Raw genomic sequence first — 18,878 nt, forward strand, 5'->3', positions numbered from 1 at the left:
CATTTAAGAAATTTCAAGTTTTTACCAAGCTAAGACTTCAATTCCATGATCGGTGACCAACAAGGTGTTTTCCCATTGTGCACTTAATTTGCCATCGCTTGTATAAGCCGTCCAGCCATTTTTCTTATCTACAAACAAGGTGGCTTTTCCTTGGTTGATCATTGGCTCAATCGTAAAGACCATACCTGGTGCTAAGACCATACCGGTATTTTTGATGCCAAAATGGGTAATATATGGATCTTCATGAAAGCCATTTCCCACGCCATGTCCGCAGAATTCGCGTACAACGGTATAGCCATTTTTATGGGCGTGTTCTTGAATGGCCGCGCCAATATCACCAACATGTCCCCAAGGTCGAACGGCGGCCTTTCCAACTTCTAAACATTCTTTGGTGACTTCCACCAAGCGTTTGGCTTCATCTGAAACCTTACCGACCATATACATACGGGAAGCATCGGCATAATGATCATGGAAAATGGTCGTACAATCCACATTCACGATATCCCCTTCTTTTAAAACGACTTTATCACTTGGGATACCATGACAAATTTCATTATTCACCGAGGTACAAACGCTATTGGGGAAACCTTCATAGCCAAGATCCGCAGGAATGCCTCCATGCTGCGTCGTATAATCATACACAAATTGATCGATTTCTAATGTTGTGATACCTGGTTGAATGCGTTGTTCTAATTCATCCAAAATGCCATTGTTGATCACAGCGGCTTTTTTGATCCAATGGATGTCTTCGGCATTTTTGATCAATCGATGTTCGGGGACAATTTGTCCTTGTAGACGTAATACATTGATGGTATCGTCCCATTTTTCATGACAGTTCTTATATTTTTTATGAGATCCACACCAACAAGGTGCATTTTTATTCATTTTCATATCATCGCTTCTTTCTATCTTTCAATTGTAAACATACGATCTTTTTGGCTCATATCTTTATGAATCGTGATTTTTGCATCCGGAAAATATTCTCTTGCCAAGGCCGATAAGGCTGGGCCTTGATTCCATCCCATCTCAAAAGCTAAAAAAGCATGTTCCTTTAATACTTGATGGGCTTTTTCAAATACATCGCGATAAAATTTTAAGCCATCTTCCCCACCAAATAAGGCAACGTGTGGTTCATAGTTGATAACACTTTTTTCCATTTTTTCTTCATTGGGAATATATGGTGGATTACAAACCAAGATATCACAGGATAGATTTCGTTCAATAAAGGGATCTAACATATTGCCACAAATAAAGTTCACATGTGCCCCTAAGGTATCGTTATTTTCTTTTGCGACAACCAATGCCTTTTTGGAAATATCCGATGCGATCACATTCATCTTGGGTTCTTCTAAGTTTAATGTGATGCCAATCGCACCCGATCCGGTTGCGACATCGAATACTTGGACCTGCTCTTGATCGCCAAAATGCGTATCAAAGAGTTGGAGCACAAGAGCGACCAATTCTTCCGTTTCAGGTCGTGGAATCAATACATCTTCATTGACTTTAAAGTTATAGCCATAAAAACATTCATAGCCAAGGACATAGCTTAATGGTTCGCCTTGTTCCATCAAATGAATACCTTCCAAATAATCGGTTTGGATCTCTTCAGGAATTTCTTCATCCATCTGACTATATAAGTCAATATGTGCATTTTGACACAACTCGAGCATATAAAGCATGGCGGCTTGCTCCCCTTGCCCCGCTTTATATAAGCGTTCTTTTCCTTCATGGATCAAAGAATGAAATGTCATTCGCCTTTTTCTCCTGCTATTTTTGCTTGTTGATCAGCTGCTGCTAAAGCTTGCATCAAATCTTCTAAACGACCATCCATGATACGATCCAATTGATTGACGGTATAACCAATGCGATGATCGGTCACTCGATTTTGTGGATAGTTATAAGTACGAATTTTTTCTGCTCGATCTCCCGTACCAATTTTTGACATACGAACCTTATCGTTCTTTTCTTCGAGTTCGCGTTGATGCGCTTCGTATACACGAGCACGAATGGTCATCAATGCGGTAGCACGGTTTTCATGTTGGGATCGTCCATCTTGACATTTCACAACGATACCTGTTGGTTTATGAAGGATACGAACGGCTGAATCCGTCTTATTGATGTGCTGACCACCAGCCCCACTCGATCGCATCGTATCGATTTCGAGATCGTTCATATCGATTTCGAAGTCTTCTTCTTCAATTTCTGGCATACATAAAACCGTGGCTGTCGATGTATGAATACGTCCTTGAGATTCGGTCTTTGGGACACGTTGAACCCGATGACTACCACTTTCAAACTTTAAGGTTCCATAGGCACCATCCCCATTGACTTTAAAAGAGATCAAACTATAGCCACCTGCTTCACTGGGTTCCGATTCAATGACTTCGGTACGCCATCCTTTTTGTTCACAATATTTGACATACATACGATACAAGTCACCCGCAAAGATGTTTCCTTCATCGCCACCGGCAGCACCACGAATTTCGATGATACAGTTATGCGAATCATTCGGATCTTTTGGCACTAATAATTTTTCCAATTGATCCAAGTACTCTTGGATTTTTGGTTCTAATTCTTCTACTTCCATTTGTGCCATTTCGCGAATTTCTTTATCGTCTTCTTTCGCTAATTCTTTGGCTTCAGCCAAATCTTCTTTGGTTTTCTTATATTCTTGATATGTTTCCACAATAGGCGTCAATTCACGTTGTTCACGGCCTAGCTTTGCCATTGTCTTTCGATCAGAGACAATTTTATTGTCCATCATCATTTCATTGATTTCGTTATAACGCTTTACCATACCGTCTAAACGGTCTTCCATTTTTGCCATATGATTCATCCTCTCAACCCTAATAATATATCATGATTGCCCTATAAATGACACTCTTATTCATTTTTGATAAAATATATATATGCGAAAAATACAACGTTCTCAAATCATTTTGGTCCTTTGTTTTGCGATAATGGTAGGGATCTTTCTCGGTTTCAAATTCACCGAGTCAGGTACCTATCAGTTGGTTTCTTATCAAAATGGCAACCTTCAAATCCAAGATACGTATCATCATTTTTGGTTAGCGAAAAATGCTTTGGCCACGAGTAATGACAGAAACTTGTGCATCATGGATGAACAAGGAAATATCCTTGCGTTAAAAGAGGGATTGGTCAATCTTCATACCAAGGCCATCACGGAAAATACATCGTACACGATCGATGGTACCGATGAAAAGGGATATATCAATGGACAATATGGTGCCGATGCCCTTTATTTAGGAGCCAATTCAGATGGTTCAAAGATCTTATGTATGATCAGTGGTGTGCGTGCTTGGTTTGATCGTAAAGATGTGGTCTTATATCCCTATTCCAATCAAGTGCATGGCTCATATTATACGATCCAAGGCAATTCACTCCATCATACCATTTCTTTAAGCGTGACCGATTCCCAATCGGTTACGTATGCGATTGGTCCAAAACCTGATGGGCTCCAAGAAAATACCATGTATTATTCCTATGATGGACATTGGTTTTATGATTCCTTTGATGAATTGTCCGACGATATGCAGCTGGAAAGCCATGATCATGCCATCAATACAAAAGCATACTACAACCCTTACCAATTTATGCCCCATCGATCGATGACTTCTTTATCGGCTACTGATTTTAATGCTTTTTTAGAAAAAAAACAACGGACCCACTCCTTGTTGTATGATCAAGGTGAAACATTTTTATCCGCACAAAAGAAATATGGAATCAATGCAGCAATGGTTTTTGCCCTGGCTTGTAATGAAAGTGCATATGGTCAAAGTGCCATTGCCAAATCAACCAATAATTTGTTTGGTCATGCTGCCTATGATTCGAATCCCAATGCTGCAACCACCTATGCAAGTATTGCCGATTGTATTCAAGTCCATGATGTTGATTTTATCCAAAAGGGATATGCCAATCCAAAAGATTCTCGTTATCATGGTTCTTGGTTTGGGGATAAGAGCACGGGGATCAATGTGCAATATGCGTCCGATCCATATTGGGGAGAAAAAGCTGCTTCGATTTATTATCAACTCGAACCGAACATCAAAAACAAGCCATCCACTTGGATCTGTACCCAAGACATTTCCGTATATGATAAGCCTAATGGACATGTTTTATATACCTATTCCAAGAAAACGATCATGAGTGTCATTATCAAAAAACAAGCGCATGGATGGACCCAAATTGCTTCGGAAGTGCCCATTAAAAATGGGGCGATCAATATAAATGGTACCTATCAAAACGATAGCGCCTATATAGAAGGAGATTAATATGTATACAGATAGTCATTGCCATATTACTTGTGATGATTTATATGAAAGAATCGATGAAGTATTGGAAAATATGAAAGACGTATCCAGAGCCATGATCATGTGTACTTCAGAAGAAGAGTTCTTACGTGCTTTGCCTATAAAGGCGCAACATAAAAAATTTAAAATTGCTTGGGGATGGTTTTGCGATGATGCGAAAGACATCACAGAGCTTCATTTTCAAAAACTGGAACAAGCTATTTCCAATCATCAAATCGATTGTGTTGGTGAAATTGGTCTGGATTATCATTGGGATACCTCTTTTATTGAGGATCAAAAGCGAATCTTTATTCGTCAGATTCAGATAGCAAATGATGCGCACTTGCCGATTTCGATCCATATGCGTGATGCTACCAAAGATTGTTTAGACATTTTACGCACCTATGCCCAAACAAAGATCATTTTTCATTGTTTTTCTGGTTCGGTGGAAACGATGAAGGAATGCTTACAAATGAATAGTTTTATTTCTTTAGGAGGGCCGGTGACCTTTAAGAATGCCAAGAAAGCGAAAAAAGTAGCGATAGCTTGTCCTTTGGATCGTTTATTAAGTGAAACGGATTGTCCATATATGTGTCCCGAACCGTTTCGTGGTCGCCAAAATGAACCTATGTATGTCAAATATGTAGAAAAAAAGATCGGTGAATTGAAACAACTCGATGAAGACATTGTTTGTTCACAGATCCAAAAAAATTTTGATTCTTTATTTTAAAGTGGCATACGCATCAGGTTTATTCCCAACAATGATCCTATCTTCACTGATCACGATGGGACGTTTGACCAACATACCATCACTGGCCAATAATTCAATCAATTGATCATCACTATAGGTTTTTCTTTTCGTTTTGACATCCAACTGACGATAGAGTTGGCCACTTGTATTGAATAGTTGTTTCAGGCTCACTCCACGATCGATCCAACTCTTGATCTCATCAACGGTTGGATTTTCTTTTGTGATGTCGCGATATTGCGCGTGGATGCCTAGTTCTTCTAAGGTCTGATAGGCTTTTTTACAAGTTGAACACTTTGGATAGCCAATAAAAGTAATCTTAGTCATGCATGAAAGGCTTATTCAAAGCATCGGACAGTGACGTGTTATTTTCTACCGCACTGACTAAGCGAGCTAATAATGGAGCAACGGATAAAACTTTCATTTCTGGGAATGCTTTTTGGTGTTCTGTTTGATCAATGGTATTGGTACATACAAACTCTTCCAGTCCAGTTGCACGCAAACGTTCGACAGCCGGTCCAGATAAGATGGCATGGGAACAAGTCACAAAGACTTTGGTTGCCCCGTGATCTTTTAACATTTGGACACCTGAAGCAATGGTTCCACCTGTATCGACCATATCATCAATGATGATCGCAACCTTGCCTTTTACATCACCAATTAAATTCATGGCAACAGCCACATTTGGTTTGGGACGACGTTTATCAATAATTGCGATTGGCGCATGAAGAACTTCAGCTAATTTACGAGCACGTACAGCACCGCCATGATCCGGTGATACCACAACTAGATCACTCAGATCTTTTCGTGATTCAAAATATTCACCAATCAATCGATTCGCAGCAATATCATCGGCTGGAATATCAAAGAAACCTTGAATTTGTGTAGCATGGAGATCAATCGTAACCACACGATCTGCACCGGCACGTTCCAATAAGGATGCAACCAATTTGGCACTGATTGGTTGACGAGGTGCTGCTTTACGATCTTGTCGTGCATATCCGTAATATGGAATGATGGCATTGATCGTTTTCGCACTGGCACGTTTACAAGCATCGATCGCAATCAATAATTCCATTAAGTTATCATTGACTGGATCATTAGTACTTTGAACAAGATAAACGTGTTTTCCACGAATGGATTCTTTTGGTGTCACTAAAATTTCTTTATCAGCAAAATGATTGATACTAATATTTCCAAGTGGTAAGTTTAATTCCTGACAAATTTCTGAAGCTAATTGTTTGCTTGATGATAATGCGAATACAACTGTGTTTTCCATGAATGTTTCCTTCCTATTTTTCTTGTCCCTTTGTGATGTGTTCATTCTCAAATCGTCCAAAACTATGTAATCGACAATCCTGATCAACTTGACAATTGGTGATCGTTGTCATAGGGCCAATTTTGGCATTTTGATCAATTTGTGAAGAGGTAATGATACTGGTATCGACAGTTACACCATCTTGGATCGTTGTATCAACGATTCGTGAATGGGAACGAATAAGGACATGATTTCCAATTGTTGTCTGTCCCGTAATTTCTACATCTGGATAGATGATCACATCGTGACCTATCTTTACATCTTTACCTATCATTGTACGTTTTGGGTCAATGATCTGTACACCCTGAGCCAACCAATATGAATTGATATGATTGGTCATCCACGTATAGGCACGATACAATTCCTTGCAGTCGTTGATACCCATCACTTCTTCACGATTTTCAATGACCAACCCATTCACTGTTTTTCCTTGATGGGATAAGATCGATATCAAATCGGTCAAATAATATTCATGTTGTGCATTGTTTGGCTTTAATTGATCTAAGGAAGCAAATAAATCTTGGTTTTTAAAACAATAAATCCCAGCATTGATTTCTTTGATCTTCAATTGTTCCGAATCGCAATCCTTTGCTTCAACGATACCAATCACATGATTGGATCGATCACGTACAATTCGACCATAAGCACCTGCATCTTCTAAGACTGCGGTACATAAAGTAGCCGAAGCCGTTTCATTGGCTTGGAACAATTTTTCCAATGTTTCCGGTTGGATACATGGTCCATCTCCATTGATGATGATCGTATCGCCTGTTTCATTCGCTAATTGCTGACATTGCATGACGGCATGTCCAGTTCCTAATTGAGGTTCTTGTAAAGCAAATTCCACATCGTTGAAAGCCGCTTCAATCGTTTGTGCTTGATAGCCTACCACCACCACAATTCGTTTTACCTGAACGGCACGTAATGCATCAATAATATAGGCTAGCATCGGTCGATCGATAATGGAATGCATCACCTTCGATTGGGATGATCTCATTCGTGTTCCTTTGCCAGCTGCCAATATAATGGCATTGCGCATATCCTTACCACCTAACTTTCATACATCATACATTCTATACAATAATCGTCATTCAAGCAAATTAAAAAAGACTAGCCTTTCTAAGAAAGACTTAGTCTAGTGCATTTAATTGTTGCTGCAAAGCACTGATTTGTGAATTTAAAGAATCCACGGTCGCTTGAGCCGTTGCTTGATTACTTTGATACGTTGCCAAATCATTTTGTAGACTTGTATATTGTGTTTGTAGATCGGTATATTCACTTGAAGTCTGTGCATCACTGAGTTTCTTTTGTGCTTCCGTTAATTGTGTTTCTAAAGAAGAGGTATCTTCCCCTTCCCCGGCATTGGCAATTTCTTGTTGCAGATTGGTCACTTCGGTTTGATATTGTTTGATCTTGGCTTGATACGAACTGATTTTCGTTTGAACATCACTCATATCCGATTGCGTATCTTTTATTTTTGATGTCGCATCATCCAGATCCGATTGAGCTTGGCTCAATTGCGATTGTAACTGTGAAATTTGAGAACGCAATTTTGCTTTTTGTTCCGCTGATTTCACATTGTTATTTTTCGAACTACTCTTTTTCTTTGCTTTCGCCGATTTCAACAAAGTATTAAAATCTTTTCCCGTTGCTTTTTCCAAAATACCATCAATCGTTTTCTTTTCGGAACTGGTCAATTTATCATAGATATTTTCATAAGTTGTGATATCTAATTTTTCACTACTACTTAGATCACCATATCCTTTGACCCAATTCAATAATCTTTGATATCCCGACGTATGCGTTTGCGTTTGTTCTGAAGTTTGTTGAAGTAAACCAAAAATCGAACCCGTAGTCGCTAAATTGACACAACCAACAATGACCAAAACACCAACCAAAGCCGCAATGATCCCAATGATCTTCTTATCTTGTTTTTTATGATTGATTGCCTTTTTTGGTTTTTTATTCGATGTTACGACTTTTCTTTCTAATTTTAGACCCGACGTATTTTGAGCCGTTTGTTGACGCATGATCGTTTGGATCTTTTGATCATCAATGACGACCGTATCATTCGTTTCTGGTTTTACTTGTTCAATTTTTTCCGGATCAAAAACAGTTGTTTTCCCACCAGCAGATGTCGGTTGAATGACTTTTGTTTCCGCTAAATGACGACTGTCCGTTTCCCCTTTTTGGACATGTACTGGCGGTATGACGACTGTATCTGCTGTAGATTCCATCTTTTTTGGTTTTTCATTGATTTCCTCTTGTTGGCTACGTTCTACACGAGAAATCTTGTCTTTCTTTGCTTTAAATGCATGCATTTTCCGCTCTAACGTATCATCATTTTCAATGGAATCCAACAAATCGGAAATTTCATCACGTCTTGTCATGCTTGTCTCCCCTTTTTACCAAGTATTTTACCAAATCCAAGGTGCATTTGCCACCTCGTTTGGTTGTTGTGAAGCCATCCATAAAGGATGTGCCGATATTATAAACACTTTAGAAGTCGAAAGTAAAGTGCAAGCTTTAGATAATGTGGCTCCTGTTGTGCAAACATCATCTACCAACAAAATCGGTTTATTGGGCATCCAGTAACAACTTTTTAATTGTAGGACATCTTGAATCTCTTGTCGTTTTGCTTTGGGTTGATTGGATTGTTTGATGTTGGCCGTTTTATACAAGGGAGAATATACATCTATGCTCGTATTTCGAAACACTTCCAAAATGGGTTCAAAACCACGATTCAGCCGTTTTTGTTCACTGCTTGGCATCGCACATACACAATAAGATCGTAAATCCACATCTTCATCCGCTAAAAAAAGGGAGGCTAAGACAATATCTTTTTGTTCTTTCAATTGAAACCATAATCGCTCTAAAAAATCCGTATAGACATACAATACGTACCAATGGATGCCATCGATCTTATATACTTTCTTTACTTTCTGCATCGCTTGCGCACAACTTTGACATAGACATGGAATATCCATAAATTGCCGATTCAATTCGATGGGTCTTTGACAGACTTGGCAAACTGGTTCATCTGGGATAGTTGTTTGATACATTCTTTGATAGATTTGGTTGAAGATCGACATAAACAAAGTCCCTTTCCGGTAGGATCTTGAAAACTGCGGCCTACTCGTCCAAAGATTTGGATCAGACTTGCACTCGTAAAGACAATATGATCTGCACGATACACAATAACTTGTACACGGGGTACAGTAATCCCTCGTTCTAATAGCGTGGTGCAAATCAAAACTTGAAATTTTCCTTCCCGAAAAGCCTGCATGATTTCATCTTTATCCGTTTTTGACGAATACACATAGGAACAAGAGAAGATAGGAGATAGAAAGAGATAAAAGAAAAAGGCAATTTGTTTGGTGGGTACAAATAATAAAATTTGTTTTGGTTGCCATTTGAAACAATAATACACCACAAGGATCCATTGGATCCCTATCGGTCTTTCTATGACCTTTGGTATGATCAATGGATGTTTATGCGGACGCTCAAACAAAGTGATCTGTTCCATTTTATGCATGGCGATTTGTTTTAAGCTCTTTTCATCGGGGGTTGCACTCAATAAAAGCTTTTGTCCTTTACACGCACCATCTGCGATGGCTTCTAAAACGGCATTGCCAACATAAGGAAAAGCATCCACTTCATCCATGATCAATAGATCAAAGGCTTGATAATAGCGATAGAGTTGATGCATCGTACAAACAATGATGTCTCCATCGGTAATGGTTGTATATCCTTGGCAAACCGCAATCACATGAAGATTGGCAAAAGCTTCTTCCAAACGCTGTCGAATTTCCAATACAACTTGCCTTCGACTGATCGCAAAACCTACCTTTTTCCCACAAGATAAATAATAACGAATCGATTCAAACGTAATTTCGGTTTTACCTGCACCTGTTGCCGCATAAAGAAATACATCTTTTCCAGCACATAAATAAGTCAATACTTGCGAGGATGCTTTTTTTTGAGCCGGTGTCAGTTCATATTTCAAATGATACGTACCGGTATAGAAAAAAGTATGTAACGTAACAGGGGCAAGGGGCGTATCTGCTTCTAAACGCGAAAAGGCAATACATTTTCGACAATAGTACACCCCATGATCGAGTACAAAATATTTTGGATCTGTATTTTTACATCGGTAACATTTCATATACTCTAATACGAAAAGGCACAAAAAAAGGTCAATTTTCATTGACCTTTTGGGATAGGGGGGGTTCCACTATCTATTTTAAACCATATTTCTTATTAAATTTCTCGATACGTCCTTGGGCAGCCGCAAAACGTTGACGACCTGTATAGAATGGATGACAATTCGAGCAAGTATCTACTCGCAATACGTCTCCTTTGATCGTTGATCCCGTTTCAAATTCTGCACCACAAGATGTACATACACATTTAACCTTATGGTAATTTGGATGAATTCCTTTTTTCATGTTCGTTCCTCCTTCCGCCTTAAACCTCCTGCGTGTTTAAAGTAAGGCACGTTGATTATATCAATGCCCTATGAAAAATTCAAGCACAAATTCCTTGTTCGTTGTATACTGAATCCATGAATAAAGTATTCGGTCATTTAAGAACGATCAATCGACATAAGATCAAGGTCACTCAACTTTGTTTTCGATGTCATCTCTATAAACAAGGTATTCTACATGATTTAAGCAAATATTCGTACATTGAACTCAAAACAGGCTTTCATTATTATCAAGGATTTCGTTCGCCCATCGATGCTGAAAAAGAAGAAAAAGGGTATTCTTTAGGTTGGTTGCATCACAAGGGGCGCAATAAACATCATTGGGAATATTGGATCGATGTCGGTGCAAATGGTCTCTATGCTTGTAAGATGCCAGAAAATTATGTAGTGGAGATGTTTTGTGATCGGGTAGCCGCCAGTATGATCTATCAAGGTAATGCCTATACGGATCGTAGTGCCCTAGACTACTATATCCAAGGTCGAAACCGCATCTTGATCCATGAAGAAACAGATCGTTTGATCATTCATTTATTGACCTATCTTGCCGATCATGGATTGGATGCAACCATTGCTTATATTGTTGCGCATAAGAAAAGCGGATTCAAATTTGATATTTGATCCGCTTCTTTTTTTATTCTACCGTGACCGATTTCGCAAGGTTACGTGGTTTATCGACATCGCGGCCTTTTTCAACCGCTGCATAATAGGCAAATAACTGCAATAAGATCGTGACTGGAATGACGGCCAACAATGGATGTACATCCGGAATACGAATGACATATTTAAATTTTGGTGCTGGCTGATCCTTCGTTGTGATCAAGATCACATTGGCACCACGAGCCATGGTCTCTTCGATATTAGAAATCGTTTTAGCGGCTACTTCTGGTTGGGTTGCCATCGCAATCACAACGGTATCTTTTTCAATCAAGGCAATGGCACCATGCTTCAATTCGCCGGCAAAGTAAGCATCGGCATGGACATAAGAGACTTCTTTTAATTTTAATGCTCCTTCCAATACACTGACATAATCCAATTGACGACCAATAAAGTATGCATCTTCCTGATTTTTTAAGAAAGCCGCATATTGTTTCATCAATTCATGTTTATCCAACATTTCACTGACCACTTCTGGCATTCGTTTTAAGCCTTCCAACAATTCTGCTTTACAATCTACCGTGGTATGACGTAATTCCGCCATTTTTAAGATCAATAAAGTAACCAATGCCAATTGCGTGGTAAACGCTTTTGTGGAAGCGACGGCAATTTCTGGTCCCGCACATGTATATAAAGTTACATCACTGGCCCGTGAAATAGACGAGCCCAATACATTGACGATGGAAATCGTTTGTGCCCCTTTTTCCTTGGACATCTTCAAAGCCGCTAAAGTATCTGCGGTTTCACCAGATTGGGAAATATATACACACAATGTCTTATCATCAATATGTGGATCGCTGTATCTAAATTCACTGGCAGCGACACAAATCGAAGGCACATCGATCCATTTTTGGAATAGCGAATTGGCATAGATACCTGCATGCCAAGCTGTACCACACGCAACAAAATATACTCGATTGATCTTTTCAAGATCTAATTTTTCTAAGTCTTCCAAATGAATTTTTTCTTTTTCAACACGTCCACGTAAAGTTTCACGAATAGCTTCTGGTTGTTCATAAATTTCTTTCAACATGAACGTATCGTATCCACCTTTTTGTGCGGCTTCAATATCATAAGGAATATGCGTCCATTTCGCATCCACCGATTCGCCTTCAAATGAATATACCGAAATATCGCTTGGTGTTAATTTGGCCATTTGACCATCTTCCAAAATTAAGACATCTTTTGTATATTCCAAGATGGCAGGAATATCCGAAGCTGCAAATGTACCATTTTCCGATTTTCCTAAAACCATTGGACTGGCAGTTTTGGCAACATAAACGGTATCTGGTTCATCCGTTGTTAAAATACAAATCGCAAAGCTTCCATCCAATTGATTGACCGTTTTCTTCATGGCTTCTAACATATTTCCATCATAGTAGTAATCCAATAAATGAACGATCACTTCACTATCGGTTTCGGATTGAAATTTATATCCTTTCGCTTTTAGATCCGCTTTGATTCCTTCATAATTTTCAATGATCCCATTATGAACGATCGAAATGGTATTGGCAGCATTGGTATGCGGATGTGAATTCAATTGCGATGGCACCCCATGCGTAGCCCAACGGGTATGGCCAATCCCTGTTGTCTGATGGAAAGAAGGTACATCCAACATACCTTCTAGATCTTTCAATCTTCCTTTGGCTTTTTTTGTGTATAGCCCCTGGTCATCCACTAAAGTAATACCAGCCGAATCATATCCACGATACTCTAACTTTTCCAAACCACTCAACAAAATAGGTAAAGCTGCATCTTTACCGGTAAAAGCTGTAATTCCACACATGTACAATATCCTCCTTATTATGTGTTGATCATGGAGGATACCCAAGGAATTTGTTCAAACGTCACCGCTTGGTTTTGTCCTTGTTTTTAGGTCGTATCAACCTCCAGGCCATCCGCCGAATCTTTCGATAAGCCTGGTCCTCGTCAACTAGATTTCTAGTCCTGGCGCTCTACTATTCTTTCTCCACGATATTCTCCATTATAATGATTTTTCATAAAAATTAAATACTTCTTATGAATTTCACAAAATATTCACATAAAAAAATACGGATATTGTGCTATCCGTATTACTTTTCGATCAATCCCAATTTATCTAATAAACGATTTAGATCATCTTCATCTTCATAATGAATCGATACACTATGCGAACTGATGGATACCGATGTCTGAAAATATTCCTCCAATTGTTTTTTAGCTTCTTTCACAAAAAGACTTGGCTCTTTTGGCTTTTCTACTTTCTTTCCATTGATAGATTTTACCAACTGTTCCACCTTGCGAACACTCATTCCTTGGGCAATGGCTTGACGTGCAACTTTACGCATCGTATCTTCATCTTTTAATCCCAATAAAGCACGCACATGCCCCATGCTTAATTGTTTGGCCACCACATAATTTTGTACATCTTCTGGTAGTTTTAATAAACGCAATGTATTGGTGATATGTTCACGTGATTTTCCGATACGATGCGCCAATTGTTCTTGGGTATAATTCAATCGTTTGATCAATTGATCATAGGCTTTTGCTTCTTCAATGATGTTCAGATCTTCACGTTGAACATTTTCAAGCAATGCGATTTCCATCATTTGTTGATCATCAAAATCAACCAAAATGGCTGGAATCGTTTCTAAACCAGCCATCTTTGAAGCACGCAAACGACGCTCACCCGTGACTAATTCATAGCCAGAAATGCTCTTTTTGACAAGAATGGGTGTAAACACGCCATGTTGTTGAATGGATTCACTCAATTCTTGTAGTGCCTCTTTATCAAAAACTTTACGAGGTTGATACGGATTGGGACGAATCTCATCAACCGATATCATCAATTGTTCTTGTCCTTCGTTATTGTTTTCAATATCATCCAAGATCTTTGTGACATTTTCTTGCCCAAACAAAGAATCCAAACCACGACCTAGACGACTGCTTTCTTTACTCAATGTGTTCACCTGCTTTCGTTTTGTTCAATCAATTCTTCCGTTAATTGTCTATATGCTTTGGCACCTGCACTACTATCATCATATTCAAAAATACTCAAACTTCGACTCGGTGCTTCTGATAATTTCACATTTCGAGGAATCGCAATCTGATAAACTTGCTTCATAAAATTTTTACGAACTTCTTGACTAACTTCTACGCTCAATCGTGTACGAACATCAAACATCGTCAATAAAATACCTTCAATTCGTAATTTCGGATTATAAGTTTTTTGAACCAAACGAATGGTCAAAAACAATTGTGTAACACCTTCCAATGCATAATATTCACATTGTACAGGAATCAATACACTATCCGCTACAGTCAATGCATTGGTTGTCAACAAGCCTAAACTTGGCGGACAATCAATAATGATATAATCATATTGATCACGAATGGCATCCAATTGTTTTTTTAATAAAGCTTCTTTTCCCTTTTCAATTTTATCCATCACCAATTCAGCCCCAGCTAAACTAATATGTGAAGGTAATATATCCAAATGCGGTTTTGTTTTATGAATGATGGCATCTTCAATGGGAATCTCTGACATCAATACTTGATAAATATCTTTATCGTATACATCATCGGGTCGTAACAAACCATGTGTAGCATTGGCTTGTGGATCCAGATCCACTAATAAAACATGTTTGTCACGATAGGACAAACCACTCGATAGATTGATCGCTGTTGTGGTCTTGCCAACACCACCCTTTTGATTGGCAATCGCAATAACTTTTCCCATACTTATTCTCCCAAAGGCTTCTTTTTAATTTGACCATACACTCTTGGATATTTTTTTGAGGTTGGTTTCATTTTTTCAAAATATAAATTCACATGATCAGCATCAGCAACATGGACAATTTTTTCATCTTTTAAGATCACATTCAGCGTTTCCATGGCCACTTTCGCATTGTTTACTTCGTATTCGGCATTCTTCCCTTTTAAAGCAACAAAAGATCCTGTCACCCGTAATAAAGGAATGCATAATTCCAATAAAATCGTTAATCGAGCCACAGCACGGGAAGTGACAATATCAAATTGAGCCCGATTTTTCTTTGCGAAATCTTCGGCTCTTTCGTTACAAATTTGAATATCCAATCCCAATTCTTGTTTCACCGTTTCTAAAAAGCGACACCGCTTTAAAAGTGGCTCAACCAATGTGACATGAAATTGGGGATAAACGATAGCGACCGGGATACCAGGAAAGCCAGCACCTGAACCCACATCACAAAGTGTTTCCCCCATTTCATTCGCAAAAGGAATCACACAATCATAAAAGTGTTTTTCCCAGATTTGATCTTCTTCATCAATCGCGGTCAAATTCATTTTTTGATTCCACTCTTGTAGTAAATGAAGATATTGCTCCAATTGATCCAATTGTTTGTTTGTGACATCAACGCCTTGTCGTTGACAGGCGGATTGAAATTCTACTCGATTCATCGTAAGCATTATATCATAATTATTATTATCCTTTAATTGACATTATTTTTGTCAATATTGTTTGTATTCGATGTATGTTAGAATAAGAGTATGAATGAAGAATTAGAAGAATTACTCAAATCTTGTTTAGACGACGATTATGAAGAAAAATCATTACCTTATCGTCAAACGATGACCTATTATCGTTGTGCACTACGAGAAGTAGAAACTAAATTTCGCGTCTTGGATGAACAATTTTCCATGTATTATGATCGAAATCCCATTGAAAATATCGAAACTCGTATCAAATCGCAAACCAGTATCGTAAAAAAGCTTAAAAATCGTGGTTTACCTCTTACCCTTGAATCAATGCAAGAAAATTTATTTGATATTGCGGGCATTCGTGTCATTGGATCTTTTGTGGATGATATCTATATGTTGGCTGAATTGCTACTTCAACAAGATGATGTGCATTTAATTGAAAGGAAAGACTATATTGCGCATCCCAAACCGAATGGCTATCGAAGCCTTCATTTGATCATTGAAACCCCTATTTTTTTGGCAAATGAAAAACGTTGGATCAAAGTAGAAGTTCAATTTCGTACCATTGCGATGGATCTTTGGGCAACGTTGGAACACAAACTACGTTATAAAAAAGATCTTTCCCCCGAACGATTGGAAGAAATGGCTACCGATTTGTATGATGCCGCTGAAATTTGTGCTCGATTGGATGAAAAGATGACAAAACTAAAGGCAAGTGAAAAAAGACATCCTATTTTGAAATAGGATGTCTTTTCATGATTGTATCAATCAACTCGATACATCGATTGGTATTGTTGCCATCGGTATAGGTCATACACATTTGTTGAAAGGATTGTTCCTTTTGATAATCATAAGAATCCAAGTGCTTTAATGCATCGACCAATTCGGATTCATTACGACAAACAGGTCCGGGATATTGTTCCAAAGTAATATTTAGACCAATTGTATCTTCATAAGATTCAATATCCGAAATATAACCAATAATAGGCTTATGCAACAAAGAATAATCTAAGATCACTGAAGAATAATCACTGATCAAACAATCCGATGCTTGCATCAATGTATATAAATCTTCCTCATTCGCATTGATAGCGGTCGTATCATCCACATGAATATTCCCTAACAAAGGATGAAACTTATAGACGATGCAACAATCTGGAAACATTTCTTGTACTTTTTTGATATCAAAAGAAACGACTTGAAAGCCATGAATGATATTGCCTCGAAATGTCGGGGCATACAAAATAATTTTTTTTCCTTTGCATTCTGGATGTTTGGAAAAGAAAGGGTCCGCTTTGGTTTGAAGCAATGTATCACAACGTGGCATCCCTGTCACATAGACTTGTTCGGGGCATACACCAAAACTTTTGGCATAGACTTCTTGCCAATAGGGTGCATTACAAATAACGGCATCATAATTTTGAATAGGATATTCTCTTGGAATTTCATTCCCAAATTTTTTTATAGCACCACAAGCATGCCATATCTGCAAAACTTGACATGTTTTTGGTTTATGCGTAGAAATCACGTAGTTATTATCATTTAATAAGATCAATGCACTTTTTTTGCATTCGACCAATTGTTTCAAACAATTAAAAAAGTAAGATGCTTTACTTTTTAAACTTTGGTCAAATTGAATCAAATTATAATGAATATCGTATTTTTGTTCTTTCTTTAATGCTTCATCCAACAATAAAAAATCACTTGTTAAATGGTCTTGTGTCAAGGAAATGAAAGTGATTCGATTGGATCGTGGATGTATCCAAAACGTCAATCCATTCACGATTTGAAGAGCCAAATTCAGAATTCGCTTTTGCAGACCCATAGACTATTCCTTTCCAAAAACGATATCGATCACTCTTTGTGAGGCGTGACCATCTTGCCAATTATTAAAGCGTTGATTAAATGCTTCTAAACGTTTGAAATCATATTGTCCTTTTTTAATATCTGCCAATAACTGTTCTTCGTCTTGAATGATATCTCCAGGCATGACTTCATAAATATCAAAATAGAAACCGCGTAATTCATCGGCATATTCTTCGAGATCAAACATATAGAAATACATGGGACGATTTAAATTGGCATAATCAAAGAAAACACTCGAATAATCGGTTACTAATATATCACTAATCACATAGAGGTCATTGATATCGGCATTCGCATCCACGTTATAAATGAATCCTTCCAAAGAAGCATCATTTTTAAATGTATTGATGATCAAATAATGCGGTTTAAAAAGAACTACATATTCATCGCCTAATACTTCTTTCCAACGATGAAAATCAGCTTTTAATGCAAAGGTATATCCCCTTGTATTATAGGAGTTATCACGCCATGTAGGCGCATACAACAATATCTTTTTATCGGTAGGAATATGAAACCGTTGTTTGATCTTTTGAATCTGTTCTGGTGTGATATTGGTCAAAAAATCATTTCGTGGATAGCCGGTTTTGATCAATCGTTCGGGATTGATACGAAAAGCGGTTTGAAAGACTTTATAACTAAATGCATTGGGCGCAATCATATAATTGTACTTTGCCACATCATCATCATACGTATCTGTCATTTGTTTCCGATTCATACCACTGCGATAAAAGGTCTGATTTTCAACTTCCACAATATCATGAGCTAACCGTTTTAAAGGAGTCCCATGCCATGTTTGTAGATAGACTTGTTCTGGTTTCTTTTGAATATGTTTCGGTAATTTACAATTCACGATCCAGTATTTGGCTTTACACATATAATAAAAATAATGTAAAGAATTGTACCGAATAGTCTTGGCATGTTCAATTTCCACGTTTGGTTTCTTCAATGCCCATACAAACGTATATCCATCAAAACGGGCTTGTTTACACATTTCTTGATGAATATATTTTGGATTATCCGTATAGCCACGTCCATGAAAGGCAATGAAAATGACGGTGT

The 18,878-nt window shown here is 38.0% G+C and carries 20 protein-coding genes; 4 read left to right on the forward strand and 16 right to left on the reverse strand.

What is annotated here, in order from left to right; all coding sequences use genetic code 11:
- Positions 1 to 21: 21 nt before the first annotated feature.
- The 3 genes from SOS22_RS00110 to prfA are packed head-to-tail and all read right to left on the reverse strand — an operon-like array spanning position 22 to position 2,827.
- On the reverse strand, positions 22 to 891 hold the full coding sequence (locus tag SOS22_RS00110; protein WP_320595955.1) for a methionyl aminopeptidase: 870 nt from the start codon (positions 889 to 891) through the stop codon (positions 22 to 24).
- A 14-nt stretch (positions 892 to 905) separates the two neighbouring features.
- Complete coding sequence (gene prmC / locus SOS22_RS00115; protein ID WP_320595956.1) at positions 906 to 1,751, reverse strand: peptide chain release factor N(5)-glutamine methyltransferase; 846 nt, start codon at positions 1,749 to 1,751, stop codon at positions 906 to 908.
- Positions 1,748 to 2,827: a peptide chain release factor 1 gene (gene prfA, locus SOS22_RS00120; RefSeq protein WP_320326481.1), complete on the reverse strand. Its 1,080-nt coding sequence runs from the start codon at positions 2,825 to 2,827 to the stop codon at positions 1,748 to 1,750. The genes prmC and prfA overlap by 4 nt, the downstream gene beginning before the upstream one ends.
- An 82-nt stretch (positions 2,828 to 2,909) precedes the next feature.
- Between prfA and SOS22_RS00125 the strand changes: the two genes are divergently transcribed.
- The gene (locus SOS22_RS00125) at positions 2,910 to 4,292 is read left to right on the forward strand and encodes a glucosaminidase domain-containing protein (RefSeq protein ID WP_320326480.1); all 1,383 of its coding nucleotides are present in this window, start codon (positions 2,910 to 2,912) and stop codon (positions 4,290 to 4,292) included.
- Between the two features lies 1 nt (position 4,293).
- Positions 4,294 to 5,040: a TatD family hydrolase gene (locus SOS22_RS00130; protein WP_320326479.1), complete on the forward strand. Its 747-nt coding sequence runs from the start codon at positions 4,294 to 4,296 to the stop codon at positions 5,038 to 5,040.
- On the opposite strand, the gene SOS22_RS00135 is transcribed toward SOS22_RS00130, so the two are convergent.
- The 7 genes from SOS22_RS00135 to rpmE all read right to left on the reverse strand — a co-directional run bounded on the left by SOS22_RS00135 (position 5,032) and on the right by rpmE (position 10,824).
- Positions 5,032 to 5,385, reverse strand: a complete 354-nt coding sequence (locus SOS22_RS00135) for a Spx/MgsR family RNA polymerase-binding regulatory protein (RefSeq protein ID WP_320326478.1) — start codon at positions 5,383 to 5,385, stop codon at positions 5,032 to 5,034. The two genes, SOS22_RS00130 and SOS22_RS00135, sit on opposite strands and share 9 nt — an antisense overlap.
- Positions 5,378 to 6,337 carry a ribose-phosphate diphosphokinase gene (locus SOS22_RS00140; RefSeq protein ID WP_320326477.1) on the reverse strand — a complete coding sequence of 320 codons (960 nt, stop codon included), beginning with the start codon at positions 6,335 to 6,337 and terminating at the stop codon, positions 5,378 to 5,380. The genes SOS22_RS00135 and SOS22_RS00140 overlap by 8 nt, the downstream gene beginning before the upstream one ends.
- Positions 6,338 to 6,350: 13 nt before the next feature.
- Complete coding sequence (locus SOS22_RS00145) at positions 6,351 to 7,415, reverse strand: NTP transferase domain-containing protein (RefSeq protein ID WP_320326476.1); 1,065 nt, start codon at positions 7,413 to 7,415, stop codon at positions 6,351 to 6,353.
- Between the two features lie 91 nt (positions 7,416 to 7,506).
- The gene (locus SOS22_RS00150) at positions 7,507 to 8,766 is read right to left on the reverse strand and encodes a hypothetical protein (RefSeq protein ID WP_320326475.1); all 1,260 of its coding nucleotides are present in this window, start codon (positions 8,764 to 8,766) and stop codon (positions 7,507 to 7,509) included.
- Between the two features lie 27 nt (positions 8,767 to 8,793).
- Positions 8,794 to 9,438 (reverse strand): hypothetical protein, encoded by a 645-nt coding sequence (locus SOS22_RS00155; RefSeq protein WP_320595957.1) that lies wholly within the window; start codon positions 9,436 to 9,438, stop codon positions 8,794 to 8,796.
- Positions 9,375 to 10,541, reverse strand: coding sequence for a helicase-related protein (locus SOS22_RS00160; protein ID WP_320326473.1), 1,167 nt, complete (start codon positions 10,539 to 10,541; stop codon positions 9,375 to 9,377). Before SOS22_RS00160 ends, SOS22_RS00155 begins: the two co-directional genes overlap by 64 nt.
- A gap of 73 nt (positions 10,542 to 10,614) precedes the next feature.
- Positions 10,615 to 10,824: a 50S ribosomal protein L31 gene (gene rpmE, locus SOS22_RS00165; protein WP_128520443.1), complete on the reverse strand. Its 210-nt coding sequence runs from the start codon at positions 10,822 to 10,824 to the stop codon at positions 10,615 to 10,617.
- Between the two features lie 116 nt (positions 10,825 to 10,940).
- Between rpmE and SOS22_RS00170 the strand changes: the two genes are divergently transcribed.
- Complete coding sequence (locus SOS22_RS00170; protein ID WP_320326472.1) at positions 10,941 to 11,480, forward strand: DUF5662 family protein; 540 nt, start codon at positions 10,941 to 10,943, stop codon at positions 11,478 to 11,480.
- 13 nt (positions 11,481 to 11,493) lie between these two features.
- On the opposite strand, the gene glmS is transcribed toward SOS22_RS00170, so the two are convergent.
- The 4 genes from glmS to rsmG all read right to left on the reverse strand — a co-directional run bounded on the left by glmS (position 11,494) and on the right by rsmG (position 15,932).
- Positions 11,494 to 13,302: a glutamine--fructose-6-phosphate transaminase (isomerizing) gene (glmS, locus tag SOS22_RS00175; RefSeq protein ID WP_320326471.1), complete on the reverse strand. Its 1,809-nt coding sequence runs from the start codon at positions 13,300 to 13,302 to the stop codon at positions 11,494 to 11,496.
- A 286-nt stretch (positions 13,303 to 13,588) separates the two neighbouring features.
- On the reverse strand, positions 13,589 to 14,455 hold the full coding sequence (locus tag SOS22_RS00180) for a ParB/RepB/Spo0J family partition protein (protein WP_320326302.1): 867 nt from the start codon (positions 14,453 to 14,455) through the stop codon (positions 13,589 to 13,591).
- Positions 14,456 to 14,460: 5 nt separating this feature from the next.
- Positions 14,461 to 15,234, reverse strand: a complete 774-nt coding sequence (locus SOS22_RS00185; RefSeq protein WP_320326301.1) for a ParA family protein — start codon at positions 15,232 to 15,234, stop codon at positions 14,461 to 14,463.
- Between the two features lie 2 nt (positions 15,235 to 15,236).
- Positions 15,237 to 15,932 (reverse strand): 16S rRNA (guanine(527)-N(7))-methyltransferase RsmG, encoded by a 696-nt coding sequence (rsmG, locus tag SOS22_RS00190; RefSeq protein WP_320595958.1) that lies wholly within the window; start codon positions 15,930 to 15,932, stop codon positions 15,237 to 15,239.
- Positions 15,933 to 16,022: 90 nt separating this feature from the next.
- On the opposite strand from rsmG, the gene SOS22_RS00195 reads away from it, so the two are divergent.
- The gene (locus SOS22_RS00195; RefSeq protein ID WP_320326299.1) at positions 16,023 to 16,697 is read left to right on the forward strand and encodes a GTP pyrophosphokinase family protein; all 675 of its coding nucleotides are present in this window, start codon (positions 16,023 to 16,025) and stop codon (positions 16,695 to 16,697) included.
- Here the strand turns inward: SOS22_RS00195 and SOS22_RS00200 are convergent.
- Both SOS22_RS00200 and SOS22_RS00205 read right to left on the reverse strand, forming a co-directional pair.
- The gene (locus SOS22_RS00200; protein WP_320595959.1) at positions 16,684 to 17,778 is read right to left on the reverse strand and encodes a CDP-glycerol glycerophosphotransferase family protein; all 1,095 of its coding nucleotides are present in this window, start codon (positions 17,776 to 17,778) and stop codon (positions 16,684 to 16,686) included. The genes SOS22_RS00195 and SOS22_RS00200 overlap by 14 nt on opposite strands.
- 3 nt (positions 17,779 to 17,781) lie before the next feature.
- Positions 17,782 to 18,878, reverse strand: a 1,097-nt coding sequence (locus tag SOS22_RS00205) for a CDP-glycerol glycerophosphotransferase family protein (protein ID WP_320595960.1), incomplete at its 5' end; no start/stop codon positions are given.

It is taken from the genome of Absicoccus sp. (genome assembly GCF_034090965.1).
GTDB classification, from domain to species: domain Bacteria; phylum Bacillota_I; class Bacilli_A; order Erysipelotrichales; family Erysipelotrichaceae; genus Absicoccus; species Absicoccus intestinalis.